The following is a 25,555-nucleotide window of genomic DNA, read 5'->3' on the forward strand; positions in this document are numbered from 1 at the left end:
GAGCTTTGTCTGTCGTGCATGACGAAGCTGGCATGCTTGATGCCTTGGATGGAAGGCGTGACTACAACATTCAACAACACGCGGAGAGACGCCATGACCGCACGCACGCCAACTCAGATCGCTCAGCAATGGCTCGATGATTTCGAGTCCTCCCTGACTCAGCGCGATATCGCCCGGGTTCTCTCGTTGTTTGGCGAGGAATGCTACTGGCGCGATTTGATCGCCTTCACCTGGAATCTCAAGACGTCAGAGGGCAAGGACGAGATCCAGTCGATGCTCGCGGCGACCCTCGAGCATGTCGCTCCCTCTCACTGGCAACTGGATGGTGAGGCCAGTGAGGCAGGCGGCATCGTCGAGGCCTGGTTCACCTTCGAGACCGCCGATGCACGCGGCAAGGGCTTGTTGCGCCTGAAGGAAGGGCGCTGCTGGACACTGTTGACCGCCATGCGCGAACTCAAGGAATTCCCCGAACCGCTGGGTATGCAACGCCCCAAGGGCGCCGAGCATGGTGCCAACAAGCAACGTGAGACCTGGCTTGAGTCGCGTCAGCGCGAAGAGGCTGAGCTGGGCTTCGAGCGCCAGCCGTATTGCGTGATCATCGGTGGCGGGCAGGGCGGTATCGGGCTGGCCGCAAGGCTCAGACAAATGGATGTGCCGACCATCGTGATCGATAAGAATCCGCGAGCGGGCGATGCCTGGCGCAATCGCTACAAGTCCCTGTGTCTGCATGATCCGGTGTGGTACGACCACATGCCTTACCTACCCTTCCCGGCAAACTGGCCGGTGTTCGCGCCCAAGGACAAGGTCGCGGACTGGCTGGAGATGTATACCAAGATCATGGAGCTCAATTACTGGAACTTCACGACCTGTGAGAGTGCGCAATTCGATGAGGCGAGCGGCGAGTGGGTGGTCGAGGTGGTGCGCGACGGCAAGCACGTGACCTTGCGGCCCAAGCAGTTGGTGCTGGCCACGGGCATGTCAGGCATGCCCAACGTGCCGCACTTCCCGGGGGCCGAGTCCTTCGAAGGCGAGCAGCAACATTCCAGTCAGCACCCGGGGCCGGACGCCTATCGTGGCAAGAAGGTGGTCGTGGTGGGGGCCAACAATTCCGCTCACGATATCTGCGCCGCGCTGTGGGAGCACGATGCAGACGTGACCATGCTGCAGCGCTCCTCCACGCATGTGGTGAAGTCCAACTCGTTGATGGAAGAGGCGCTGGGGCCGCTCTATTCCGAGCAGGCAGTGCAAAACGGCATCGATCACCACAAGGCGGACCTGATCTTTGCCTCGATTCCCTACCGGATACTGCCTGACTTCCAGCGCCCGATCTTCGAGGCGATCCGCAAGCGTGACGCGGACTACTACCGTCGGCTGGAGGCGGCGGGCTTCCTGCTCGATTTCGGCGATGACGACTCGGGCCTGTTCCTGAAGTACCTGCGCCGCGGTTCCGGCTATTACATCGATGTGGGCGCCTGTGATCTGGTCGCCAATGGTGACATCAAGCTACGCAGTGGCGTCGGTATCGAGCGCATCAATCCGCGCTCGGTCACTCTGACCGACGGCTCGGAATTGCCCGCCGATCTGATTGTCTATGCCACCGGCTACGGCTCGATGAATGGCTGGGCGGCACGAATCATCTCGCAGGACGTCGCCGACAAGGTCGGCAAATGCTGGGGCATGGGCTCCGATACGCTCAAGGACCCCGGTCCCTGGGAGGGAGAGCTGCGCAACATGTGGAAGCCGACCCAGCAGCAGGCGTTGTGGTTCCACGGCGGTAACCTGCACCAGTCCCGTCACTACTCCCAGTATCTGGCGCTGCAGCTCAAGGCGCGGCTCGAGGGTATTCCGACGCCGGTCTACGGCCTTCAGGAAGTCCACCACCTGAGCTGAGGCCAGTGGCGCTGGGCACTGTGCCAGCGTCATGTCAGCAGCGCAGCATTTGCAGATTTCAGTGAGAGATTCAGGAGACGACTCATGCAGCTGAACGACAAGATTGCCTTGGTGACAGGCGGTGGGCGCGGTATCGGTCAGGGGATCGCGCTGGCATTGGCCAAGGCGGGCGCGGATGTGGTGGTGGCGGATCTGAATCTCGCCATCGCCCGCGAGACGGCAGAAAAAGTGGAGGCACTGGGCAGGCGTTGTCTGGCGCTGCGGGTTGATGTCTCGGATGCGGCGTCCGTGCGGCGCTTGATCGAAGAGGCCGAAGCCGGACTTGGCCCACTTGATATCGCCGTCAACAATGCCGGCATCATCGGCATCCATCCCATCGATGCGCTGACGGTGGAGGAGTGGGACCGCGTCATGAACGTCAATGCCCGCGGGACCTTCCTGTGCACTCAGGCCGAGGTCGCCGTGATGCGCTCACACGGCTTCGGGCGGATCATCAACGTGGCCTCGATGGCCGGCAAGGTCGGCTTTCCTGATCTGTCGCACTACTGTGCCTCGAAGTTCGCGGTCATCGGCTTTACCAATGCCGTCGCCAAGGAGGTCGCAGCGGAAGGCATCACCGTCAATGCGATCTGCCCGGGCGTGGTGGGTACCGGCATGTGGCGGGGCGAGAGCGGACTCTCCGCGCGCTGGAGCGAAGAAGGGGAAAGCGAGCCCGCTGCATGGGAGCGCCTGCAGAAGAGCCTGTTACCCCAGGGAGTCGCCCAGACACCGGAGGACATGGGGCAGCTGGTGGTCTACCTCGCCCAGGCCGAGCATGTGACAGGGCAGGCCATCGCCGTCGATGGTGGCTTCACGCTATGAGCTAGCGCTGATCATGCTTCAATACATGATGACAGCACGACAAACAGGCCACCTTCCGCTAATGGAAGGTGGCCTGTTTGTCGTGACGGCTCCTGACTCCTGTCACTTGAAGGCTTTATGACCCTCGTTCGTGGGGTGGTCTACTCGGTAACCGCGTAGGATCATGCGGTTATCTGTCAGCGTGTTAGCGCTCCTGCAGTACGTCATGGCTGAAGCACTTGGGGCGAATCGAGCATGCGCGTACCAGAGGGTCGAGTGATTAAGCGTCAAGGGATCAGGCGGTGTTCCCTCATAGCCTCAAGGTGCTGAATAAGGCTCTGGGGGGAGCGGCGACACATTTCTGCAAAGCCCGCTTGGCGAGCCTTCGTCAAATCAAAGACAGCGTCCTCTTCGACATGGAAGATGAAATCTCCGAATCCACCTTGCGCAATCTTGTCGATATCTGTCTCAGCAAGTCCTTGGCGCTCTGCAAGCGTCTTCCAAGTGCCTGACACGGCAGCGAGACGTGTCTCCAACGAAATAGGTTGGGGCTCGCCAGTCTCGAGCCCAAACCAGTTGGCGATCTCTGGCCAGACGTGGCGCCACCGAATCTGATCACCATTGGTGACGTTATAGGGCCCTTGCTGGTTCTCTGCGATGGCCCATAGGGCGGCTTTGCCCACCAGATCGGCATCGCAGATGTTCAGCAAGATATCGTAGGCACGCGCTGTGCCGGGGAATTGCATGGCAACACCGAGCTCCCGGCAAAGTGTGCCATAGAGACCGATAAGGTTGCCGAGGTTCATGGCTGAACCCAGGGAATGGCCTATCACGATGTCGGGACGCAATGCGGTCCAACGAATCCCTTTGCCTTCGAGTTCGCGAGCTAGATCTTCATGCTCGAAATACAGATTGGGGGGGAAATGCCGGCTGTCCTCTTCTCGAGCCGGTGTTTTGTAGACCCCGAGGTGAGCACCGTAGACTTTCCCGCCCTGTACGAAGACCAGATGCTCGATTGACGCTTGGGATTCTTCAAGCACCTGGAAGAGGTGCCGCATCATGTCGCCATTCTGTTGTGCTTCAGTGACAGGATCCGGATTCGGTTTCAAGGCGGCGTAAAATACGTGCGTCACGCTGTTCAGTACGTCACTTGCATCTCGCAAAGAGGCAATATCCAGGAGATCGGCGCTGACGTGATGCCCGCTTCCCGGTCCCTCTGAGGAGCGAGAGAGTGTCGTGACTCGCCATCCTGCCTCTTCAAAGGCCAATGTTGCTGCACGGCCAATGACGCCACTGGCGCCAGCGACTAATAGGTGATGTTGGCTCATGAGACTCTCCTGTCCTGTGGCGCATGATCATGGGAGGGGTCGCCCATGCCGTCGGCCTGACAGTGGCATTGTTTGTTTTGCTAATAAATGCTCGACTGATGAATTCATCCTTCACTAGATGGTGAATAATGGATCGCTTGGCGTTAATGAAACTTTTTGTGGATATCTGTGAGCGTGGGTCAATGGCGGCGGTGGCCCGTCAGCGAGGCCAGTCCCCGTCACTGGTCACCCAAGCCTTACAGAAGCTTGAGCAGCAGGTCGGGGCCAAGCTTATCGTCAGAACAACGCGTGCCATGCATTTGACGGCGGAAGGCGAACAATTTCGAGACGACAGCGAAAGGATCCTGGCCGAGTATGACAAGGCTCTTGAGCGGATCTCGGGCACAGGGTCGCTGAGTGGCACCATCAGGCTGACGGCGACCAATGATTTTGGCCGCACGCACCTGCCACGGCTGATCGATCAGTTCCTGATACAGCACCCGGAAGTAAAATTTGAACTCGTGCTATCCGATGGAGTGTTGGACCTGGTCGATGAACGATTTGATCTGGCCATTCGTCATGGACCGATGGCGGACTCAAGCTTGACGTCACGACGTCTCGTCAGCACCCATCGTGTTGTGTGTGCGGCACCTGCTTATTGGCAGGACGCAGGGCGCCCCCAACATCCATCAGAGCTGTCATCCCATCAGTGCATGGTGCTCGCTCGCCCAGGAGCGCCTCAGAACCATTGGGAGTTCCAGGAGGCAGGGCAGGTATTTTCCGTGACGGTGGCGGGCAACCGAATGGCCAGCGATGGTGGCGCGTTGCGCGAGTGGGCGATCGCAGGGGCTGGAGTGATATTTAAATCGATGGTGGATGTGGCAGAGGATATTGAGGCCGGACGACTGGAAGTTGTGCTGAATGACTATCGGATTCCTGAAGTGAATCTGTACGCCGTGTTTCCGGAAGGCAGATATGCAAGTCGACGGATCAGTACCTTCATCGAATTTCTTCACGACAAGCTTGGCAGTGAGAGAGAGGCCTCACACTGCCAGAGTCGTGCATCCAGCTCTCGCGCTTAAGGGCTGCCGGGGAGTGGCAAGGGCAAAGAACGACCCACATCATGTCCATGGCAGGCTGGGCCTCGGATGGCCAATCCGGTATAGACCTTTACCAGAAACAATTCGCCGTCTGATAAAGGCGTAGCCGAGGTGAGTCCCTTCATGCTCCCGGCAGTCCGAAGATGCGAGATGGGGAATACCCTGCGGCGTGGATGTCGCAAAAAGACCGGAGCGGGACGAGTGATTCAGGCGCGATGAAGCAGTGCAAGCATTTCTTCTCTTCCCGACACCTTGTCACTGGAGCTTGTGAGTCCTCAATAGAGATGGACTGCCTGGAAACGGGCACGCGACGCCCCTTGTGCATCCATCAGCGTCAATGTCTTGCCTTCTATCTGCCAGCTCGACACGTCATTGAGTGTCGCGAGGAAATCGCGTTCGAGCGTTGCGACTTCACCGGGGCATGCCATCCGCGTGGTGGCCAGACGGCCGAAGCCGAGTTCTTGCTCGTCATGGTGATATTCCCCCATCAGGCGATTGCAGCCGGTGGAGCCGGCTACTCGCGAGTCTTGTGTATGCAAGACGATATGGGCTTCACGCTTGCCATCCACCACGGGTGTCGGCTGTTCATCGAGTGCCACCAGTTTCCAATAGGTGTTCTCCAGCGACTCGTCGACGCCTTGATAATCCTCAGTGGATTGAGCGCCTGTGCAGCCGCCCAGGATGAGTGCTGCACTCATCACGGCGGCCCATGTCATCACTTGCGCTTGTTTCATGCGGGTGTCTCCCTCACTAATAGGTTGTCCATGTAAATCGTCTACGTTGATTTTGGGGCTGTGCTTTCAAAGGCCGTGCTTTGCGGGCTGTGCTCCGTGAGCATTGAAGGCTCTCGCAGAAAGTGGCGTCGCCTCTTGGTCACTGAAGCGTGGTCATCTGAAGCGTTGTAGGCTGAATCAGGAAGACGCGTTACGCATTCTGAAACAATCGCCAAGGAGTTGTCATGCCAGCCACCCGCACGCCCTCGTCCGCCAGGGAGCGGATACATCTGTGGTGGGATCTGTTCATCATCGTGCTCGTCATCGCCAATCTGGCATTGCTGCTGTTCGATAGCCTCTTCCTGATCCCCCCGCTGAACACGGCCTTCGAGGCCGTAACACCCGGGTTGCATGCGGCCTATGAGCAGAACATCCACGCCAACTTCCTCTCCATCGACCTGGCGTTCGTCGCCGTCTTCCTGCTCGATGTGCTAGCGGGGTGGGCAGTGGCCATCGCGGAGCGGCGCTACCACCGCTGGTTCTTCTATCCCTTCGTGCACTGGTATGACGTGCTGGGGTGTATCCCGCTGAGCGGCTTCCGCCTGTTGCGTGTGCTGCGTGTGATCTCGCTGCTGTTCCGTCTGCAACGTCTCGGTTTGATCGATGTTCGCTGCTGGTACCTCTACGGAGTGGCGGCCAAGTATCTCGACATCCTGTTGGAGGAGCTGACGGACCGTATCTCCCTGCGCATGCTCGATAATGTGCAGCAGCAGTTGCGCGACAGCGATGACCTCTCGTCCTCTGTGATCGAGCGTGTGGTGGAGCCTCGCAAGCAGGCCTTGATCCAAGAGATCAGCCTACGACTCGAGACCATGGCAGGGGATATCTATACCCAGAACCGCGACGATACCCTGCGCTATGTGCGGGGGCTGGTCAGTCGCACCCTGGCGGAGAGCCCGGAGCTCCAGCGTGTCTCGCGCCTGCCCATGGGCACCCAGCTGACGAAAGGGCTGGAAAGCTCGCTGTCGGATCTGGCCTGTCACCTTGTCGATGAAGCCTTGGTGGGCCTGCGCTCCAAGGAGTTCTCGGCGCTGGTGGGGCATCTGGCAGAGAGTGGTTTCGATGCTTGGGCGCGCACTGACCCGAGGACTGAGCAGATCACCGAGCAGGTGCTGATCGACATGCTTGAACTGCTCAAGGAGCGCATCGCCGTGAAGAGCTGGCAGAAGAAATACGAGTGAAGGCAGGTGTGCCTGCAGGGGCATGTCGCGACTGGCCAGCGTGCAGGGCAACTCTCTGCACGGGGCAGCCCCTTGAAAGTCGGTCACGACCTCCCGACATCAGTATCTCGGCAATGGATCTGTAACACCTAAAAGGACGTCTCGATGTCATATGCACCGCAACCCTTGAGCGACACTCACGACCTCGAGCAGGCGAAGACGTGGCTACGTACCTACCAGCGAGTGCGAGCTGCCACCGAGGCGATCTGTGCGCCGCTGCACAAGGAAGACTACATGGTGCAGAGCATGGCGGATGTCAGCCCGCCCAAGTGGCACATCGCCCATGTCAGCTGGTTTTTCGAGGCCTTCATCCTGAAGCCGTTTCAGCCCGGCTATCAGACGCTCGATCCCGCCTACGATCACCTCTTCAATTCCTACTACGAGACTCATGGCGTGCCGTTCCCGCGCGCCGAGCGTGGCGCAATCTCGCGCCCGACCGTCGACGATGTCTATCGTTATCGGGCGCACGTCGATCAGGCCATGCAGGCCTTGCTCGAGAATCCACCCCAGGAACATTTGCCGGAGATTCTGCGTCGCCTGGAGTTGGGCCTACCGCATGAGCAGCAGCATCAGGAGCTTCTGTTGATGGACATCAAGCACATCCTGGTGCAGAACCCGCTGTGTCCGGCTTATCGGGAGGATCTGGCGCCAGGCTTGGCACCGACGCCTGCGCGGGAGGTGCCGCCGCTGGGCTGGCTGGCCTATCCCGCCGGGATTCGCGAGATCGGCCATGATGCATCCGAGGGTGGCTTCGCCTACGACAACGAGATGGGCCGCCACCGTCAGTTTGTCGAAGCGTTCCAGATGGCGGATCGTCCAGTGACTAACGGCGAGTTTCTCGCCTTCATGCAGGACGGCGGATACGCCACTCCCGAGCACTGGCTGGCGGATGGCTGGGCGACGGTCAAGGCCGAAGGTTGGCGGGCACCGCTTTACTGGGTCGAGCGTGACGGCGTCTGGCATCACTACACCCTCGGCGGCCTGGTGCCGGTTGATCTGAGCGCGCCGGTCTGCCACGTCAGCTTCTTCGAGGCCGACGCCTACGCCCAGTGGGCGGGCGCGCGTCTGCCGACTGAAGCCGAGTGGGAGACAGTCGCTCAGGATGTCCCCCTGACGGGTAACTTCGTCGATCAGGATCATCTGCAACCAGTCGCCGCCGCGAAAGCCGACGGCATGCCGGGTCAGATGTTCGGCGATGTCTGGGAGTGGACGGGCAGCGCCTATCGTCCGTATCCGGGCTTTCGCAAACTGCCGGGCAGCCTGGGAGAGTACAACGGCAAGTTCATGTCCGGTCAGATGGTGCTGCGCGGAGGCTGCTGTGCCACGCCGGCAGACCACATCCGCGCGACCTATCGCAACTTCTTCCCCCCCGAGGCGCGCTGGGCGTTCTCCGGCTTCCGTCTCGCCAGGGACGGTGGGGCATGATGGGCTGACCCCTTTAGAACGCGCCTCCAAACACCTTCATCTGCCGCTTCTATCTTCCAACCCGTAAAGGAGTCTTCATGGCCGACCACCCCGAACCGCGTATCACGCTGCACCCGCTATCCTCGCGGGTACGAATCCTGATCGGTGAGACAGTGATCGCTGACACGGGCAACGCGCTGGAATTGCGCGAGAAGGGCTATCCGCCGAGGCTCTACTTGCCGCGCGCCGATGTGACGATGGCGGAGCTCTCGGTTTCTCGCACCGTCACCCATTGTCCCTTCAAGGGCGACAGCACCTATTATTCCTTGCCCGATCTTCCTGATATCGCCTGGAGTTACGACCAGCCCATCGAGGAGATGCAGGCGATCGCAGGGCGATTGGCGTTCGATGCTGACAAGGTCATGCTTGAGGTGGGGTGTCCATCGTGAACGAATAGTTGTTGGTGGATTTGCTATCAATGGAGGATTCATAGAATAATTGAAACACTATCTACTTTACTCCAGAAATATAAAACGCTCGATGCAATACATCGAGCGTTTTGAGTCAGAAAGTATCGATCTATTTCAGTGCTAAACAATCATGGAACTCAGGCAAAGGCATTGAGGCACCAAGTGATAGCAGGAATGGCGACGATATCGATTAGTACAGCACCGCACAGCGGCACGATGATAAAGGCCTTTTGAGAGATCACACGGTAGTGCTCACAAACTGCGCTCATGTTGGCCACGGCATTTGGCGTTGCACCCAGGCCGTGGCCAATGAAGCCTGCTGTGAGTACAGCAGCATCATAGTTATGCCCAAGCAAGCGAAACAATACCACGACACCAAGTATTACTATGGCCAGAGTCTGCACCATAAGGATCATCAAGAGCGGGCCGCCTATTTCCTGAAGTTGCCATATCTTGAGATTCATCATGGCCATTGTGAGGAAGACCCCTAGCGCCACGTCTCCGAGGCTCGAGAGTGCGTTATCAGGCATGTTGACCCAATGGAATCGATCATTGAGGTTGCGTAGTAGAATAGCTACGAACATGGCGCCTACGTAACTCGGTAGGATAATGCCGAGATGAGTCACGAGACTCTGCTTGAACCATACACCTAGCACCATGATTGGTACTATGATCGCAAGAACTCGCAGCAGCACTGGGCCGTCGATGACTGACTTTGAGGGGCGTTCTTCAATAGAGAGTTTCTCAAGATCATGGACATCCTCAGCTTCAATTGGAATCTGGCGGCGATCAATGATCCAGCGAGCGATGGGCGCGCCTATCACGCCCCCGATAATCATGCCGAACGTGGCCGATGCAATGGCAGCTGTTGTGGCGCCTTGAGCGCCAAGGGCTTCTGCCTCTGGGCCGAAGGCGGCGGCTGCACCGAAGCCGCCCTCGAGGGATGTGGCGCCGGCCATTAGGCCAATTAGAGGATCGAGGCCTAAGAGGCTAGCCATACCAATGCCTACGCCATTCTGTACTACAGCCAGTAGCCAACAGGCTACTAGATAGATGCCGAGTGCCTTTCCTCCCTTTTTGAGGAGCGCTAGGCTTCCTCCGAGCCCCACCGTAGTGAAGAAAGCGATCATAAGCGGGCTTTGCATTGTAGTGTCGAGTTCGAAGGTGACCAAGCCAAAATCGCGTAGCAGCCAGGCCAATAATGCGAAACCAAAACCACCGATTACTGGTGTAGGCACACAAAGGTGTTCTAGCCACTTCAGTTGACGTTTGAGACCAGCCCCAATCACAAGCAAAAGGAGGGCTAATGCCGTTGTGGTCACGGCATCGAGGGAGAAATGCATAACAGATGCTCCATTCTTCCTGCCACCATGTGGCGGCTCGAGGAGGGCGCTATAGGCCGTTTTGAATTAGGGGAGAGAGGCTCAGCGAGCAAGCCGCTCGATAAAGCGAGCAGCGATGCGAGCTGTCCGTAATTCGATGTCTAAGCTAGGGTTGAGCTCAGCCACATCGACCAGTGGCAATGGGATTCGCTCGGCAAGGTAGTCGATGACATCCTCAATGAAAGCAACTTCGATGCCCCGAGCGGCAGGTGCACTGACCCCCGGGGCGATCCAGCTAGGTAGTGTGTCCAAGCAGATCGTTAAATAGACCATGTCCACTTGTGCCAACAGCCTATCTAGTGCTCCCTTGACTTCAGGGCTAGAAGTTGAACGGCAAGCATCGTCCAGCACCCATTCGACTCCAAGCGCTGTAGCGCGATCGAACAGAGCTCGGGTATTGCTGATTTTGCTTACGCCTAGACAGGTATAATGAAACTCAACACCCTCACGCTCGCAGAGTTCGGCACACTGCCGGAATGGAGTTCCGGAACTGGCTAGCTTGGCCTGACGCAGATCGAGATGTGCGTCTAAGTTTAGAATGCCGATACGTGGCATTCGCGGCTGTCGGCGTGCATGCTTGAAGAGTCCAGAGAAACTGGCAAAAGCGATTTCATGTCCACCACCTAGGCCGATGACACGATGCCCTTGATCGAGCATAGCCGCTACACGCTCTGCGAACTCCTCTTGGGCCTCTTCTAATGCGTCGCCATGGCAGACTACGTCACCAGCATCATAAAGTGGTGCTTCCAAGTGGTAAGCTAGGTTAGCGAGTTGTCGACGTAGTGCGCTTGGGCCTTCACTAGCGCCGACTCGTCCCTTATTACGCTCCACTCCAACATCCGAACAGAAACCGATAAGCACTCGACCAGGCTGGCTGACATAGCCATCAGTAGGTTTTATTACTTGGTGCCACCGGGTTGAATTTCCGCTTTCTTCGCTGTCGACTCGCCCCTGCCAAAGTGCCAAGCTCTTCTCATTATTATCTTGTTTTATCACTCTAAGAGTTCTCCTAATCGTTGTGCACTGTTACGTGTCTGTTCAGCTATCCAGGTTGTGCGGTTTCGGGTTCGCAACTCCGGTGCCATGATGCTAACCACTGCTTTGAGTCGTCCTCGGCTGTTAAACACCGGAGCGCTTGCTCCCCAGATGCCCTTATCTATCTCTCCCAAGCTAACAGCGACTCCTTGGGCGCGAATTTCATCAAGACCCATCATTGCTTCTTTACGCTCTGCCTCGGAATATAGAGTCATAGCCATCGTACGTTCTTCATCTGTCATGAAAGCGAGAAGAGCGCGAGCGCTGGCTCCCCTAATGAGCGGCTGTACTTGTCCACGGTGGTAGCAGCATCGTAATGGCTGTGGGCTATCTATCATCTCTACACAAAGGGCGTGGTCGCGCACCGCCATAAGGAGTGCAGAGCTTTCTTGTGTGATGTCGGTCAATTCTGTTAGTACTGGCCGTGCCCATCGAAGAAGGTCGTTGCGATTTATGAAGCCCTGTTGCAGACGAACCGCCTGTGGCCCAGGGGCATAGGATCCCCCCTCGCGCTCACTGATCATGCCCCATGCCAGTAGTTGTCGTAGATGTCGATAGGCAGTGGAAGTGGGTTGGTTGGTCGATTCGGCCAGTGCTCTCACTGTCATCGGTGTGCCCTGATGGGCCAAACAGCAAAGTAGTGCAAGCATTCGATCAGAAGGGCCCATGACTATCCTCATATTTTGGTAAATTATATTTAGTATCTGTCTGTACAGAAAAAAGGATTATCAATTTATGATAATTTCCTTGCCTATACTTTAGGAGTAGTTAGGGTGTGTCCCGGGTAAGATCTGCGGTAATGAGTTAAGGCGATATACGATTCATGGCAGAGGGGGGCGTCTCAGGATCTCTTGCAAGAGTCGGCAAATGAATTCGTTTTATCGCTGTTCAATGCTCAATAAATTCATGAGAAACAGTGGCTTGATCGCTGATCAGTCATTAGAATCCTGCGCTTGCTGCACCGCGCCCAGCCATCGGGCGCGGTCAGCGTTCATCCGCATTGGCCTGCTGCAAGCGCGCCGCAGCCTTATCTTTCCCTTATCAAGACTCAGTACTCCGGTTGGACGAATCACCTCGCTTGATTCCTTTCCGTACAGGCTGCACCAGGAGTCATGACAGTGGTTGTCCCTTCGAACATCGCGCCGGTGATGAGTGTACTGCTATGCCTCGTGCTGGCCTCCTGCGTCAGTCGTTATCTCAAGTCTCCCCGCATGAAAGGTTGCATCGGCGAGTGGCGGGTGCGCTGGATGGCGCGTCGACTCGGCAAGCAGGGCTATCGGGTCTTGCACAATGTCACCCTCAAGACCGAGAGCGGCACCACCCAGATCGATCATGTGCTGCTGTCGCGTTACGGCTGCTTCGTGTTGGAAACCAAGAACATGAAGGGCTGGATCTTCGGCAGTGAGCATGAGGCGAACTGGACCCAGCAGTTTCCTCGCCAGTCGTTCAGCTTCCAGAACCCGCTACGTCAGAACTACAAGCATCTCAAGGCACTGGAGACGACGCTTGGCGTGACTCCCGAGCATCTGCATTCGGTGATCGTCTTCGTCGGCAGTGCCAGGCTCAAGGGTGAGATGCCAGCCAACGTGACGCGCGGGACTGACTTCGTTTCCTTCGTACAGTCGTTCAAGGCCCCCATCTTCAGCGAGGCGCAGGTCGAGGCCATGCATGAGGCGCTGCAGACGGGGCGACTGGCGCCGACTCGGGCGACGCAGCGTGCTCATGTGCAGTATCTCAAGCAGCGCAATGATCCACAGGCGAGACGTGAATGCCCGAAATGTGGCAGCCGTATGGTGTTGCGCACTGTTAAATCCGGTGTGCGTGAGGGCCAGCAGTTCTGGGGATGCTCGGCCTATCCGGAGTGTCGTGCGACACAGGCGGTGTGATGACTGTCTTCACGGCCCCGAACGAGGCAACATCCAAACTTGAATTTCGCTGACAGGCACTACCATCGCTCGGCACGGCGGCACTGCTTTTGAATGTGTTGACGTTGCTGCTGCAACCTCGTCCAGCCTTTGCCTTCGAGACCGGCTTTCTGTAGCTGCTCCTTGAGTATGACTGAGTCGGATAGATCAGCGAGCGTGGTAACCATCTGTTGCATTTGGCGCTTCACAAACGGATAACTGAATCGGCACTCATCCGAAAAGGCCTGCCAATCGCGCGGTAGTAGCTGCATCGAATTGAACTCCCCGCCGAGGGAGAAGGCCATGTCTGAGTCGTAACCGAGCACTATGGTGCCAACGAGGTCATAGGCTGGGGCGATCTGCCAACGACCTCGGGAGTCCTGTAACAAAGACACGTTCTTGGTATGGCCGTCACTGTTGCCAACCAGCACATTGAATATTTGCCAGCGAAGCAGCTGCTGAATGGATGTCGCTGAGGGTCGGCAGGCTTCGCGGACTGTTTGCACGATTTCTCCGAAACGTGGCCCACCGTAAGCCTGGTATTTCTGATTCCGTGACACGCCCATGGCCTGACACAGATCCTCCTGATGCAAACGCTCGACGTGTCCGCTTTCAATACCCAAGCGGTCGTAGCGTTCGACCATCAAGTAAGGATGTCGGCCGGCATAGACCATCGTGGTCCTCGGGCAGGCTATCCCCCCCAAGCGTGCCAGATTGTTCAGATACAGCTCATTCAGAATGACTTGCTCACGCCCTTCGACGGCGAATTTCAAAATATGGGTAGAGGGTTCGATTCCGATAGGTAAGTAGAGTGTATCGTTCCACAGTCGCACAGGGATCTTGTCCTGCGCGCCGGCCAGCGAAAGACGAGGGCGTTTGGCCAGAGCTCCTTCGTTCATCAGGGCATACCGCTCGCGAGCACCTGCCCATTGCGCAAGTCGATCGAGCGGCAACTCGCGGTAGTTGTCATCGAGGGATGACGGTAGGGCTTTTGACGGCGGCATATGATCGCTCGGAAGGATCGTCAGCGCACCAGCACAATCGCCGCCTATGGTCGCCAGTAGCGAGAAGTCGTCGTCTGGTATACCCAGGCGCTTGATCAGCGCCGCTCGGGCTTGCTCTTCAGGCAGCAAATTTGCGAACCAGTGATGCGCCAGAAGGTCTTGGGGCTGCCAAGCCTTTTGGCTTAGTGGCAAGCTATACGAAATGGCATGCCCATTCTGTCGCCAGGTATCGTTGTATTCGAAGCCCATCAGTCGGCCATCCGTGCCGCGCCACAACGTCCCTACATGCTGCGTGTCGCGCCATACGTTCAACGAATCCGGCAATATCATGATTCGAATCCCTCCGGAGGAACAGCGGACAGCTCGATGCCTAGCGTATCAAGTACGATCAATATGCGACCCAACCCGCAGGTGTCACGGCCGTTTTCCAACTCACTCAGAAAGCGAATGCTCAACCCGCAAAGACCTGCGAGGGTTTCAAGATTTAGCCCTTGCTGCTTGCGAGCGCGGCGAATCAACTTGCCAAGCGTTGCGGCATCATGAATGGGAACTGCTTGCGATAGGGGCATGCTAAGACCTTTCACGATAAGAAAGCGGGTTGTTGTAAACAATTTAGTATACTTAAAAATTTCCCTATAGGGATAATTGGGTAGATATATTGGAGCAGTCCTTAATTTTTCCCTATAGGGAAAATAGTTAGTGTGCGGGTTGCAAGTGCTGCAATTTTTCCCTTTCAGGACAATTGAGGGCGATCAGGCTGTCAAAGTATCAAGGAGATCATCGCACCACGCATGAACTGCTAATGCTCCATCCGTGTGTACAGGCTCGGACGGCCTACTCCACCTCCTGATTCATCCCGACTGCCGAGCGTGAGATGGCGCAGGCAGACTCTGAATGCAACACCGCGATTGATGGAGGATGGTGCATCGTCGTTATGCTATTCCCAATCTGTCGACCATCTGCGCTTCGATATCCACTGGCGACAGCCAGTATGCGGCCTTCGCCTTCAGCGTCGCCTCATCAGCTCTAGAAGTACCTCACCATGTATCTCACCCAGCACATGCGTGTAGTGATGTGTCAGTGTTTGAGAGCTGCGATGTCCGATCAACTTGGCGAGTAATTCGAGACGATGACCTCGTGCCTTGGCATCCTTTTCCAGTACGTCGTAGACCGCTCGGCGGCAGTTCGCCAGTGCTGGGGGAGTGAAGGACCAATGCCCTCGGCAGGCGGAGGAAAGACGATCCAGGAGCTGAGGGTAGTCGTCGCTGTAGAGACGAAGTACGAGCCACGAGATCGCGTTGTGCCTCAAGAGATGAAAATCGAAGTGGATGTCCTCCAACTTCAGGCCGGGCGTGAGGGCACCTCGGAGAGACTGCCGGGCCCATGCCATGAGCGGGGTCAGCAGGCTCTCTCTTGAATAGCCCAGCGGAGAGCTTTCTGGCCCCAGCAAGGCAATATTCTGCAAACGATGCTGGTCAGCAAAGGACTCTCGGCGCCTATCAATCCATTCTCTCACCAGCGTCATCAATTCTGGGGATATCAGAAGATGAAGAGGAACGCTGCGACGAGCATTTGCGGTCTTCCCTGCATGGATTTCTACGTAACAGTAGGTGGGGCCGTCATCTCCCGGCTGATTGATGATGACGTCATGCAGTGTCAATGCCATCACTTCTCCTGCCCGAAGGCCCCCGTAGTAGCCAAGGAGGAAGGCGATCAGCCAGCTGCGCCGCAATCCACTTCGTCTTCGGGAGAGTGCCCGGGTCAGATGTTCCGCCTCGTGTGGCATGATCAGATGTGTACGCAACGTACTGATGAAACGACCTCCCTCACCCTGTACTGGTGGAATACCCGTTAAACGATCGTTACCTTGGCAAAAGCTGATGAACTGATTGAATGTCTGGAAGAAGTTGTGGGACGTTGAAGTGTCCCAGCCTTTCTGAGTCGGTAGCTGTTCGCTGATAGCCTCCATCAGTTCTCCATCCCAGAGAGCCAACCATGGGATATCGGGCAACATCATCATGGAGGCGGGCGTCAGTCGACTGAGGTAAGTCCTGAGCGTGCTGGCTTTGTTGCCTTGAGTGCTCGATTGATAAGACAGCCATAGCAATATCCAGAGTGGGTAGCTGTCTTCGCCCAGCATGTGTATCAGCTTCTTCGCGTAGCGAGACGTAACGGTGTCATGCCGCTGGATCGCAGATCCCCCTCTGGGGGTTATCAGACCTTCATGCTCCAGTTCGGTGATATACGCATATAGTTGGTTGCCTGCTTTCACATACCAGTCTGTTGATAGTTGATCCTGCCGGTATCGGGGAGAGGTAGATGGTGACGATTCGTTGCTCCTGACGCCTCCTCCCATAAGGAGTTCAGGGGTGTGAAGATCGGTATCGATGTCTTCCGGTTCAGAGACATTCATTGCGTCAGAAGCGCTTGACGTATTGGAGGTAGGGAGAGTTTCCGCCGAAAAAAAGAGGCTTTCGTCATGTTGCCAAGGAGAGCGCCAGCTACACACTGGCAGGGGATAGCGTCGAAGCAGCTGTGACCAGAGGGGCGCAGGGCCCAACAATGTCGTGCACCGGAAGGCATGACGAAGCAATGATCGGGCATTCTTCAGCGAAGCGGAGGAACCAGCCCTGCGTGATGCCTGGCTATCTAGTAGCTGTGACAGACCGGTGACCAAGAGCTGGTCCAGATGGGTAGCTCGTGCTTCCAATGGACTGTTCAGATCCAGCGTAGCATCCGAGGAGAACCACCATACATCTGCTTGCTGGGAGGAGGTGGCTGGTGATGTGACAGGGGACTGACGGCAAGCCCTGAGTAGCCTCCTGAGATGATTCGGGATTTTTAGCCGGTAATGGGCTGGATGTGTTCGAGATAACCCTGGCAGGCAACCGATGAACCAATGGTGGGGGCCGCACTTGGTGTTCAGGCGTGGCAGATGCTCTGAGCTCAAGTTCAGCAAAGTATGGCGAATCACTTCTTCCTCCATCCCCAGCAGGGTACCCATGCTCAGGGCCAGGAAGAGAAGAGACTGCTCTGGCGTACATTGGTTGGCGGGAATGCGCTGCAGGGCGTGTACCGAATCCAGCACCCGTCGCTGAACCTTGATATCTCGTGATGAGGTAGCCGCGGATGAGGGTCTTACCGGGCGTTTGATACTGGTCGGAATCGTAGCCTCGAAGTCAGGCTCTCGGTTGAGATGAGTCAGTACAAGCGCGACTTCCTTGGTGACCTTTCGGGAGCTGAAGTCAAGTTCAGTTTCCTTGGCAAGCTGGATGGCGTTGCGAATCAAGGCTTGTACATCTCGCTGGTTCAAGCGTGTGGCATTGTGTCGAGCGCGAGACGGCTTGGTGGAAGGCGCACTTTGCGCTCTGGCTTGTGCTCTGGTTACCTTTTTCTTATGCCGTCGCCAGGCGTAGCGTGCGACATTCTTGCGGAAATGTCTGAGCTCTTCAGAAGAGGAGAAAAGGCGATGATCTGGATCATCCCAGCGACGGAATACCCTACCCAGTGTTTTCGAAAGCTCGATCGGAGACAGCTTCGGAGTTGTAAGCTCTTGGTGCGTGGCCTGGGCAGGTACATCGGTTTTCTTCCGAAGATCAATGGTGGTAATAGCGCTCATCCTCTATCTCCTTGAATGGCTGGTCCGGCGTGCTGAATGGGCCATGGGAGGTCGTCTCTGTGAAGCAGATCCGGTGTCAAGCCGCATAGTCTGGCGGTATCGGTTAGTGCGCTTCGTGTCGCCGATTGAATCAGGTTCCGATCACTGGATGGGGATTGGAGTGAATGTCCCTGAGTGGTGTGTCCAGCGAGCGCGCTGAATTCAGCGTGAGAAAGTCGCGATTGGAGCGCGGTGATCATACTGTGGCGCGTGATATTGGAAGACTGGCGGCCCCACTGGCTCAATTCAGTTGCCAAAGGGCAAGGCATGAATGTTGGAAGATCCTTGAGCCACTGCCGCCAGTCAGCATGCTGCATGCATTGCTGCGTCAACATCATTGTCGAGGTATTGAACTTCCATTGAACGGGGTAGGCGATTTGCTCATCCCCAAGAAAATCTCCCTTACCACCCTGGCGTTTCCACCATCGTTGCCATTCCTCCCGCCACTCATGCTGAAGCCGGAGCAATGCGCCAAGGGCGGGGACAAGTGGAATTTGGCGGCTTTCCTGTGCCCGAGCCGAATCCTTGTCGCGTAGCCAGAGCGTATTTTCCAGCTGCTCACATTGGGTTTTGGATCCAATTGGGCGAGCCAAGGTGCAGAGCTGCCATGCAAGTAAGGTCAGCGCCCCCAGTATCTGACCTTGCCGAGCAATGGCTTCGCCGTCTGCCCGTAAGTCGCTACTACGATTCCCTTGTGAGGTAATCAATGAGGTAACCAGCATGGCGTGGTTCTTGGTAAGTTGCGTCAGCAAATGAAGCGGACGTTTGAAATAGCTCGGCTCCTGGGCTTTTGTGGATCCCACGGTGTGATCTTCGCGAGGTGTACGACAGTCTTCTTCTAACAAGGGAAATAGGCCAAGCGCAGCTTGAGCCGAGAGAAAAGCCTTCTGAATCTTGTGCAGAGGTATCGTTCGATACGTTGCCGGGGCAGAGAGTGAGAGCGGGAGCTCGCCTCGCAACCAGGTCGCGATCACTTCATCTTCACAGGCAGGCACCACCCAATGATGATGACTGGCAGACACGCGCCTCAACGTCAGGGTACTTCCCGGGCGATTATCCCCCCAGCGCTTGAGTTTTTTCTCGATTATTGATTTCAGTGCTTTGAAAGGCTGAGCGCCGGGGAGCCATACCTTTTCGGCCATGAGTGACTGATTGAGAGCGTTGGGCAATGGCAACGTGATGATGGTTTCGGTAGGTGCCTTGTTGACAGAGTAGTGGAGTAGCCCCTCCTCCGGTGACCAGCTGGGAATTTGATCCAGCGTCTGGCAGATGATCCACTCACGATTGCTGTCGCTATTGAGGGGCAGCTTGGGGGATCGGGAGATTACCGTCGTCTGCAGCAAGCGCTCAGGTGCTATTCCACTGCAAAGTAGAATGCTAAGAAATGCCAAGGCTTGTCGGTTTGCAATGACACTCTCAGATTCTATGAGAAATTCCTCATCTTTCGGTGGTTGGAAGATACGTAAAGCTGCTAGAACCTCTTCTTGTGGGCGTAGGCTGATGTCTGCAGATGTCTTGAGACTGCGGGCCTGTTGCAAGAGCTGAACGCGTTCAAGGTGAAGCGCCTGATCGCCTTGTGAAAGCAGCGTGTTATGGAATAGCTCTTTCACTGGGTCGAGGGGTGAGATGCTGCTTTGGCTTAGGTCATTAGATGATGATTCATTCTGATGTTCATTGCCATCCGTGAGCTCTTCATCATCCTCTATTAAGGCATGGTCAAGTGCTTGGATTGACCTGTCAAGGGAGCAATAGTCGGTATATTCAGCATGGATTTTGTAAGATTTGTCACTGGCCCAAAGTGGCGAATCACGAAGAATGGTATCGACATGTTGGCGTCTTTTTTGATTTTCATTGCGAGCTCTATGCTGTTTTCTTATTGGGCTACGAGTGAGCTGGCTCGACTGATAAATTTCGTCAAGCAAAGCGCGTGTCGCTTTCTTATTGCGCAGATGGTTGGGATGCTCCGATGGACGATCAGTTGCTGTATCATAGGCATGAAGAAACTGTTCGAGCAGCTTCAAATCAGCATTGGAAAAATGCTCGGGAGGAGGAACTAACTGCTCTCCCAGGGTAGGGGAAATGGGTCTGGGAAAGCTGTTGTGAATATCATCCAGGTCACCCCAGTCAAGTAGCCGCTTGAGCGTCTTTCTAAGCTCAAGTATCTGGGTGTAGTATTTTATGGCAGAGCCACGTGTCACAGTATGATAAGGCTGACCGAAAATCAGTCTAAGCAGCTTTCGGATACTGCTTGCGCGAGGGTCAGTGAGCGATTTAAATCGGTAATTTACCGTATAATGAAGGCAGTGAGACATTCTATAATTTCGATGTGTCTCGTCCTCCATAAAAAATTGGCTTCCTAGGAACTCCTCTACTTGGGACACAAGGTCTGGCATCGAGTAATCGTTGGCAAAGAGGCGAGCGCTGAGGCGATATTCTGAGGCAATCAAGGGAGGGAGGCTCCCCTTGAGCCACTCCGGTATAAGGGCCCAGCGGGACCCGATCGCATTGAGGTCGTAATTAGCCAATATTTGGTCAGGTAGTTGGTGTTCACTCACGTGAGAGCCTCCTGTTAATCAGTCAAGCGAACTTGAAAGTGCAAGTCCCATTTGCGGATTCGAGTCGGTTTCCTCCTTGTTATTCGAGTGCTTGCTTTTTTCTTTAGCGTTGCTTTTCTTATTGACATCTGGTTGCTGCTTCCTATTATCTTTTCGTTTACTATGAGCGTTTTTATTATTTGTTTCAGCAGCAGTAGCAGCGTGTGCCGTATTCCTATCTTCAGATACACCGCTTTGGTGAGTATTTGTATTTTTATTTATTTTGTTCATAAATTTCCTGATCGAGTCATCAGAATAACGATGCCTGAACATTGATGAGATTTGCTTGCGTGTTATTGGCAAGTTTTGTTGAGTGACTACATTGCTCCATGCGTGTTGTAATCTTTCATCATTAATGAAGTTTCTGAGTATAGTGTTCCATAACTTCTTTTCGTTAATTCTGATATCGCCAGTGGTATGTAGGTTGTGGATATTGATCCATTCCCAGCCAAGCTCGAGCAGAGGCTGTAGCACCTGGTAATAGAATCTCACCACCTGGACTTCATCTTCGTTGAGTCTGCCGATCTCGATGCAAAATACACTTTGTGAGACGGGCACTTTCTGTGTGGATACGATGGCTTTGATGACATGAAAATTCACGAACTCCTCGGAAGTGTGAGTTGACTGAACGTTGCTGCGGAAGCGGACAGGCGCTAGGGGCAGATTCTCTGTCGCGACCGTTGGTCGAAAAGCATGCTCCTCGCTCATAAGCTCGGCGGTGTCCACCTCGAGTACTCGCTGATGGATGACAAGCGTCTTGTCAGCGCTGATTTTCACTAGTGACGGTGTATAGGTAGCATCTGGCATATTGATGACTCCAACGATAGGCAAAGGGGGGCCGAGACGTATGAGAGAATCATTCGTCGAGTTCATGTCCAGCAAACGCGAGTAACTTTGAGTAGTGATGATCAGTCGAGTAATACACCCGACCTGTAGAACGATATCTCTGGGAGTGCCGCCTCCTGATATATCCAAGCTGAATCAGTGTGTACTAATAGCATAACTCAAGTGGCAAGAATCTAAGGTATCTTTTAACCGTCAAAATCGACCGTTTCGAGAGCATTAGGGATTTTTGACGTCAAACTTGGTAGATGTTTTATATTACGACGCCTCGAGCAATTGCTTTTGTCAATTCATCGATTATTGAACGGTAATATGCTGCTCATGTTCATCAAAAGTCGTTGGCGCTGTTTTCGAAAGGGTCTGCGACCCGAATGTACTCCGTCAAGGTGCTGAGATGTCTGTGACCTGTCACGCGTTGTATCTGCTCCAGGCTCTTCCCCCGCAGATGAGCTTCAGTGATCAGGCCAGCACGCATGCTATGTGTGCTGAATCCGCGTGAATCCAGGTTTGACCGCTCAAGCCCCCTGATCAACGCATTCTGAAAAGCAGTTCGAGAGAGTTTCGAGCCTCCTGGCCTGCCGCCCAGCGAGACGCTGCGAAATACCGCACCTCTCTGGATATGGGCGGCTTCCAGCCAGCGATACAGGAGATTGACGGGGCAGTAGGGGAGCGAGGTATCCGCATGGTGAATAGCTTTGACTTCATGACGTCCTTCTTGATTGGTCTTGCTGCGGGAGAGCCTGACCAACACGCCTCGTGTATCCCATGTGAGGTGCTCGACACGAAGGTTGAGGACTTCGCTGTAACGGAATGCTCCATAGAACGTCAGGCAGAACATGGCGGCGTCGCGCAGATCTCGCAACTCGCTCAAATCCAGGCTATTCAGCAGCTGATGCAGATCGTCTCGCATCAAGGCTGGTGCACGTTTCACCGGCACTTCATTGAGGCGTGCACAGCCGCGCATGACCCCCTTGATCATTTGCTCATTGCCCAGGGTGGGGCAATTCATGACAAGGTGCCAACGCCGTAACGAGCACAGCTGTCGCTTGAGCGTATTCGGTTTATAACCGTCCTCGAAACACCGGGTGAGGTAGTTGGCAATCTCCGTGTCGGTGCTGGGGAGGGTGCCGCCACGTCTGAGAAACATCCGTATGTCGCTTTGGAAGGCTCGGATGGTACTCGGTGCAAGGCTTGCCATGATCAGCTTTCGTGCCGAGACCGTCAGGCAAAGTCCCGGCAGAGAGTCCTGGTTTCCCTGATAGGGGATCACTTGCATTGCCTGATGTCTCCGTCTTTGAGGCGGATGGATGCCTGTCGGTGGTCTGGACACCATGAGGGATCTCCATCGAGTCGAAAAGTTGGAATGAGGGCCGATATGCGCTGTGAGGTGGCCATCGAATTTCACGCTATCACCCTTCGTAAATCAGCCAACCCGAAATGCATGCCCTAGAAAGCCTGGAGAGTTGAGAGTCACGCATATGCAGGGTTGTTCGAGCAATCCCACTGGTAAATATGCGTTTTGTAGATGTTATATTTAGGGTTAAGCAATAAAAAAGTGAAATCATCTGGTGATCGAGCGGGCGTGGCTGCCGAGCCGCCTTCTGTAATCAGAGCGATACCAGGCGCGCCAAGAAGGCGTTGGAGAACGCCACATCATTTGCCAGATCAAGAGTGATCTCTCGTACTCCCTCTGAGAAGCTCACACACTCACTCATGGGGGCCTGAGCATGTGGCGCGCCATGCATGTCAATCGTGGGGAGTTCTCCGCACGTGCCGGGGTCGTTGGAGGCTATCGAATCAGTGGCTGGATAGACGATCGGGGCGGGTAGTGTTGGCGAGGAGAAGGAATCCAGTTGGATCGCAGCATGCTCGTCGGGCAAGTCGTCAAACAGTCGATAGGCGTAGTGTCGTAACGTGCTTTCGTTGAGGGCATAGAAATAGCACACATCATCCTGTGCATGTCGACGCCGTATGATCCGGCCTAGCACTTGGCGAAAATACTGTTCGGTCCTGATGTGGCTGAGATAGCAACATACCTGCAAGCGGGGAATGTCGATCCCTTCACTGACCATGTTGACGGAGACAATCCACGAGGTATGGCCGTAGCGAAACGCCTCAAGTCGTGCGTGCGCTCCTTCTGTCTGGCTGGTTACCAGGCACACCGTCTGTCCCATCTGTTTCAGACAATCAGCGATGTCTTCTGCATGAGAAATGTTGGATGCCACCACCAATCCTGCGGCGGTCGGGTCTTTCTCCTGAAGCTGTCGCAAGCGTTGGCAGCTGACGTCCAGCAAATGCTGCTGAGGTCCGGGGTGACGCAGCAAGGCGGCGTAATGCACCCCTGGGTGACGCAGCAAGGCCGGGATGCTTTGGTAATACAGTGTCTCGCGCTGCGCCTGCTGCTCAGCCACCAGACGTATGTCGTCGTTATCTATTAAATAGATCTGGGGAGTACGGCAGACATCATCTTGGATGGCATCACGCAGGAGATAAGTGAAGTCTGGGATCAGCGCGAGGCGGTCACTGTCCGCCGATGGCAGGGTTGGCACCGATGGCTCGGACGCTGAGGCGTCTTCATGGCTCGGTGCCATATAACGCAGCATCGGAAGGCAACTGCCATCAGTGCGCCAAGGAGTGCCTGACAAGGCGAGCGTAAAGCGAACATCGCGCTCCAATGCCAAGAGTGCCAACCCCCATTGATTGGCGCCGGTGGCTGCTGAGCTGGTGTAGGCGTTTTTTGCGGCGCATGCTGTCGCGCCGGCGGCATGGTGGCTTTCGTCCCAGACCAGCAGGACACGCCCTTGGCGACAGAGTTGCTTGAGGTCCTCCAGGCGGAAGCTGAGCGCTTGATAGGTCAGCGCGATACCGATGTCCCCCAGCCTGCCCTGCATGGGCCGCCCCAGAATTTGCGAAAACGTCTCGCGTGCACGCTCCATCACGGCAGAGGTGGGGCCGAGATAGATGACGTGATCAATGCTCCCGTTGAGAATCAGCTCCTCAGCCAGGACGGCGGCCATCAGCATCTTGCCCGCACCCGGGGTGGCCTGGCACAGGAAATGGGGCCGCTGATCCGAAAGCCGTTGAAGCGCTGTCTCAATACAACGCGCTTGCCAGGCTCTGAGTGTCGGGCTTGTCAGAGAGGGCAGTAATCGATTGATCTGACGCGGCGTCATGAGGCACCTCCAGCATGGCGCTTTGCAGAGAGCGCCAGCACGGCAGCCAGTTGTCCCTGGAGTTCGCAGGCGCGCTGAATTGCATCCTCCTGGAGTGGAGCGATGTCGGGTTTCGCCTCCGGATAGTCCTTTGCCAATTGATAGAGGTGCTCGGCTTCCGCGCTCGCGGCCCGCATGGATTTTTTCAAGGCTCGACGTTGTTCCTGCAGTGCTGCATCGAGCGGTAGATGCGATGTGCTATCGGTTTTCGACGTGGCAAGATCCTGTCGATTGCTCGGCAAGGGGATATCCGGTGAGCGCTCCGGAATGCTATCGATGAGTTGATAGACGCGGCGACGCTTGCCGATGGTGTCGGATTGCACAACGTGACCATCAATGACCAGGCGATCGATCAGGTCACCGACACGCTGCAGGACAATAATGGGTTTATAGCCCGCCAACTCTGGATGTTTCATCAGCTCGTTGCGGCAGCTGACTTTCGTGAAATGAGTCGGTTTATCCTTTAAGGCTTTCAGCCACTGCTGGAAGTGCTGTTTGATCAACTGTCCTCGCCGATAAGCTGCGGCAGTCGAAGAATCTTGGAATGTGGGAGTGCTCGAGGTGTGAGGGGGAGGAGAGCGACGCTGGCTCTCTGAGGTGATGGTAGATGTCGAGTCGTGTGACACCGAAGTCTCGGGCGTTTGGGAAGACTCGGCTATTGCCTTGCCCGTATCAGAGGGCGCAATAGGAGTAGATGAGGGTGTTGGTGTGGTGTGAGAAGAATGCGAGGTCATGACAGCACCTCGCTGCAGTCGCCAACGACGCGTGCGCGACAGTCTTGGGAAGGGGGATCGGGATAGCCGCCATAGGGGGTAGGCAGATCGGGGCTACGCGGAGATGCCGTAGTCTGAATGACCATGGTTGAAGCTCCTAGAGTTGAGGAGCCGCACCCGCTGTCGCCAAACAGTGATGGGGGCGG

At 55.8% G+C, this 25,555-nt stretch carries 20 protein-coding genes; 7 read left to right on the forward strand and 13 right to left on the reverse strand.

Annotated elements, in window-relative coordinates:
* Window positions 1–93: 93 nt before the first annotated feature.
* Together AOG28_RS06715 and AOG28_RS06720 are read left to right on the forward strand one after the other, a co-directional pair.
* Window positions 94–1,890 carry an NAD(P)/FAD-dependent oxidoreductase gene (locus tag AOG28_RS06715; RefSeq protein WP_054555787.1) on the forward strand — a complete coding sequence of 599 codons (1,797 nt, stop codon included), beginning with the start codon at window positions 94–96 and terminating at the stop codon, window positions 1,888–1,890.
* An 84-nt stretch (window positions 1,891–1,974) separates the two neighbouring features.
* Window positions 1,975–2,751, forward strand: coding sequence for an SDR family NAD(P)-dependent oxidoreductase (locus AOG28_RS06720; RefSeq protein ID WP_054555788.1), 777 nt, complete (start codon window positions 1,975–1,977; stop codon window positions 2,749–2,751).
* A 266-nt stretch (window positions 2,752–3,017) separates the two neighbouring features.
* On the opposite strand, the gene AOG28_RS06725 is transcribed toward AOG28_RS06720, so the two are convergent.
* The gene (locus tag AOG28_RS06725) at window positions 3,018–4,058 is read right to left on the reverse strand and encodes an SDR family oxidoreductase (protein WP_054555789.1); all 1,041 of its coding nucleotides are present in this window, start codon (window positions 4,056–4,058) and stop codon (window positions 3,018–3,020) included.
* 128 nt (window positions 4,059–4,186) lie between these two features.
* Between AOG28_RS06725 and AOG28_RS06730 the strand changes: the two genes are divergently transcribed.
* Window positions 4,187–5,119 (forward strand): LysR family transcriptional regulator, encoded by a 933-nt coding sequence (locus AOG28_RS06730; RefSeq protein WP_054555790.1) that lies wholly within the window; start codon window positions 4,187–4,189, stop codon window positions 5,117–5,119.
* A 293-nt stretch (window positions 5,120–5,412) separates the two neighbouring features.
* Here the strand turns inward: AOG28_RS06730 and AOG28_RS06735 are convergent, their stop codons facing one another.
* Window positions 5,413–5,871 (reverse strand): META domain-containing protein, encoded by a 459-nt coding sequence (locus AOG28_RS06735; RefSeq protein WP_054555791.1) that lies wholly within the window; start codon window positions 5,869–5,871, stop codon window positions 5,413–5,415.
* Window positions 5,872–6,095: 224 nt separating this feature from the next.
* Here AOG28_RS06735 and AOG28_RS06740 point away from each other — a divergent pair, with 224 nt between their 5' ends.
* The 3 genes from AOG28_RS06740 to AOG28_RS06750 all read left to right on the forward strand — a co-directional run bounded on the left by AOG28_RS06740 (window position 6,096) and on the right by AOG28_RS06750 (window position 8,983).
* Window positions 6,096–7,091, forward strand: coding sequence for an ion transporter (locus tag AOG28_RS06740; protein WP_054555792.1), 996 nt, complete (start codon window positions 6,096–6,098; stop codon window positions 7,089–7,091).
* A 144-nt stretch (window positions 7,092–7,235) separates the two neighbouring features.
* A complete protein-coding gene (gene egtB / locus AOG28_RS06745; RefSeq protein WP_054555793.1) occupies window positions 7,236–8,555 on the forward strand; it encodes an ergothioneine biosynthesis protein EgtB in 1,320 nt (439 codons plus the stop codon).
* 77 nt (window positions 8,556–8,632) lie between these two features.
* Window positions 8,633–8,983 carry a DUF427 domain-containing protein gene (locus AOG28_RS06750; protein ID WP_054555794.1) on the forward strand — a complete coding sequence of 117 codons (351 nt, stop codon included), beginning with the start codon at window positions 8,633–8,635 and terminating at the stop codon, window positions 8,981–8,983.
* A gap of 158 nt (window positions 8,984–9,141) precedes the next feature.
* Here AOG28_RS06750 and gltS read toward each other — a convergent pair whose 3' ends face one another.
* The 3 genes from gltS to AOG28_RS18915 form a co-directional block, all read right to left on the reverse strand.
* Entirely contained in the window at window positions 9,142–10,347 is a 1,206-nt protein-coding gene (gltS, locus tag AOG28_RS06755) for a sodium/glutamate symporter (protein ID WP_054555795.1), read from the reverse strand.
* A gap of 81 nt (window positions 10,348–10,428) precedes the next feature.
* Entirely contained in the window at window positions 10,429–11,382 is a 954-nt protein-coding gene (gene hutG, locus AOG28_RS06760; RefSeq protein WP_235506971.1) for a formimidoylglutamase, read from the reverse strand.
* Window positions 11,379–12,101, reverse strand: coding sequence for an IclR family transcriptional regulator (locus AOG28_RS18915; RefSeq protein ID WP_082388425.1), 723 nt, complete (start codon window positions 12,099–12,101; stop codon window positions 11,379–11,381). The genes hutG and AOG28_RS18915 overlap by 4 nt, the downstream gene beginning before the upstream one ends.
* A gap of 438 nt (window positions 12,102–12,539) precedes the next feature.
* Between AOG28_RS18915 and AOG28_RS06765 the strand changes: the two genes are divergently transcribed.
* Window positions 12,540–13,307, forward strand: a complete 768-nt coding sequence (locus AOG28_RS06765) for a nuclease-related domain-containing protein (RefSeq protein WP_235506972.1) — start codon at window positions 12,540–12,542, stop codon at window positions 13,305–13,307.
* A gap of 59 nt (window positions 13,308–13,366) precedes the next feature.
* Here the strand turns inward: AOG28_RS06765 and AOG28_RS06770 are convergent, their stop codons facing one another.
* The 8 genes from AOG28_RS06770 to AOG28_RS18160 form a co-directional block, all read right to left on the reverse strand.
* Window positions 13,367–14,659 carry a type II toxin-antitoxin system HipA family toxin gene (locus tag AOG28_RS06770; RefSeq protein WP_054555798.1) on the reverse strand — a complete coding sequence of 431 codons (1,293 nt, stop codon included), beginning with the start codon at window positions 14,657–14,659 and terminating at the stop codon, window positions 13,367–13,369.
* Entirely contained in the window at window positions 14,656–14,898 is a 243-nt protein-coding gene (locus tag AOG28_RS17675; protein WP_082388427.1) for a helix-turn-helix domain-containing protein, read from the reverse strand. The genes AOG28_RS06770 and AOG28_RS17675 overlap by 4 nt, the downstream gene beginning before the upstream one ends.
* A gap of 437 nt (window positions 14,899–15,335) precedes the next feature.
* Entirely contained in the window at window positions 15,336–17,948 is a 2,613-nt protein-coding gene (locus AOG28_RS18145; RefSeq protein WP_152965353.1) for a site-specific integrase, read from the reverse strand.
* Window positions 17,945–20,542 carry a hypothetical protein gene (locus tag AOG28_RS18150; protein WP_152965354.1) on the reverse strand — a complete coding sequence of 866 codons (2,598 nt, stop codon included), beginning with the start codon at window positions 20,540–20,542 and terminating at the stop codon, window positions 17,945–17,947. The genes AOG28_RS18145 and AOG28_RS18150 overlap by 4 nt, the downstream gene beginning before the upstream one ends.
* Window positions 20,543–20,560: 18 nt before the next feature.
* Window positions 20,561–21,388: a hypothetical protein gene (locus AOG28_RS18155; RefSeq protein ID WP_152965355.1), complete on the reverse strand. Its 828-nt coding sequence runs from the start codon at window positions 21,386–21,388 to the stop codon at window positions 20,561–20,563.
* 364 nt (window positions 21,389–21,752) lie between these two features.
* Window positions 21,753–22,700, reverse strand: a complete 948-nt coding sequence (locus tag AOG28_RS06790) for a site-specific integrase (protein ID WP_054555802.1) — start codon at window positions 22,698–22,700, stop codon at window positions 21,753–21,755.
* Window positions 22,701–23,031: 331 nt separating this feature from the next.
* Window positions 23,032–24,597, reverse strand: a complete 1,566-nt coding sequence (locus tag AOG28_RS06795; RefSeq protein WP_054555803.1) for a DEAD/DEAH box helicase — start codon at window positions 24,595–24,597, stop codon at window positions 23,032–23,034.
* Window positions 24,594–25,139, reverse strand: coding sequence for a hypothetical protein (locus AOG28_RS18160; RefSeq protein WP_152965356.1), 546 nt, complete (start codon window positions 25,137–25,139; stop codon window positions 24,594–24,596). The genes AOG28_RS06795 and AOG28_RS18160 overlap by 4 nt, the downstream gene beginning before the upstream one ends.
* Window positions 25,140–25,555 lie beyond the last annotated feature (416 nt).

It is taken from the genome of Cobetia sp. UCD-24C (genome assembly GCF_001306765.1).
GTDB classification, from domain to species: Bacteria; Pseudomonadota; Gammaproteobacteria; order Pseudomonadales; family Halomonadaceae; genus Cobetia; species Cobetia amphilecti.